General features: G+C 52.7%; 2 protein-coding genes. Both read left to right on the top strand.

Translation table 11 applies throughout. From position 1 onward, the window contains the following. Nucleotides 1-283 precede the first annotated feature (283 nt). Nucleotides 284-499 (top strand): type III secretion system needle filament subunit SctF, encoded by a 216-nt coding sequence (gene sctF / locus J5224_RS30480; protein WP_264628777.1) that lies wholly within the window; start codon nucleotides 284-286, stop codon nucleotides 497-499. Next, on the top strand, nucleotides 496-747 hold the full coding sequence (locus tag J5224_RS30475) for an EscG/YscG/SsaH family type III secretion system needle protein co-chaperone (protein ID WP_264628776.1): 252 nt from the start codon (nucleotides 496-498) through the stop codon (nucleotides 745-747). Before sctF ends, J5224_RS30475 begins: the two co-directional genes overlap by 4 nt. Nucleotides 748-936 lie beyond the last annotated feature (189 nt).

Below are 936 nucleotides of genomic sequence, written 5' to 3'. Positions count from 1 at the left end.
ATCCGTATGTTAGTGATAACCGACGTCCTGCCCCAGAGGGTGGCGCTCCAGCGCCAAAAGCTGGTGCGCCGACTGTGTAAAAAAGGCGCGGTAACGCGATCTTTTGACGGCGAGCGTTGGTTAGAAATCGGCATAGATCAGATTTTTCGTGGAAAAGTCTGTGGTTAGGTTAAACACCGGATAGGCGCTGTGGCGGGTTAAAACCATAGTAGATACCAGCCAGCAACGTAGCAGGCAAGCAGCTATCTCAGGCAATAAGCCGACATTCTACCGGAGGATGACGATGGATGTTCAACAACTCATCGATACGTTGTCCCGCCTGGCAAACCAGGCAGGGCAAGCCGTCAAAGACAAAATGAACGGCGAAGATTTAACTAATCCCGACGCCATGCTCAAGGCGCAGTTTGCCGTGCAGCAGTATTCCACTTTTATCAACTATGAAAGCGCGATGATCAATACCATCAAAAATCTGCTCAGCGGGATTATCTCGAAGATATGAGCGTACTGACGTCTGCTGAACGACGGCTATTGCTTGAAGCCGCATTCGCTGGGGTTAATCACGGCTTGCTGCGTCAAGTGCGAGCGATAGTGCCGGTGGTACCGTGTCTGGTTACCGATAGCGATGCTTGTGCGGTGTGCATGGCCGTCCTGCTGTTGGGGCTGAATGCGCCGGAAGAGGCGAAACGCGTATTGCAACACGTGAATACGCCGGACGCAGACGTGGTCAAGCACTGCTTTTCATTATGAGTTTTTCACCGTGATTACGAGGTACCCCATGGAGATAACACCCATGACGCTTTCTCAGAAGATATCGCCAGATAGCCGTTGTGACAGCATCGATACGGTGTCTGCGATGGATGCACCGGACAGTCAGGCGGCGCAGACCTTCAAGCAGATGCTGTATGCCGGAACGGTGTCCGGCGCGGTAGAAACCTT

The organism is Candidatus Symbiopectobacterium sp. NZEC135 (assembly GCF_025962695.1).
Note: the sequence above shows the minus strand (reverse complement) of the source record. Positions and strands in the feature narration are given on the sequence as shown.

What these genes read in the sequence shown, in the direction of transcription:
- J5224_RS30475 (WP_264628776.1), top strand. Translation starts at nt 496, where the DNA reads ATGAGCGTACTGACGTCTGCTGAACGACGGCTATTGCTTGAAGCCGCA.
- sctF (WP_264628777.1), top strand. Translation starts at nt 284, where the DNA reads ATGGATGTTCAACAACTCATCGATACGTTGTCCCGCCTGGCAAACCAG.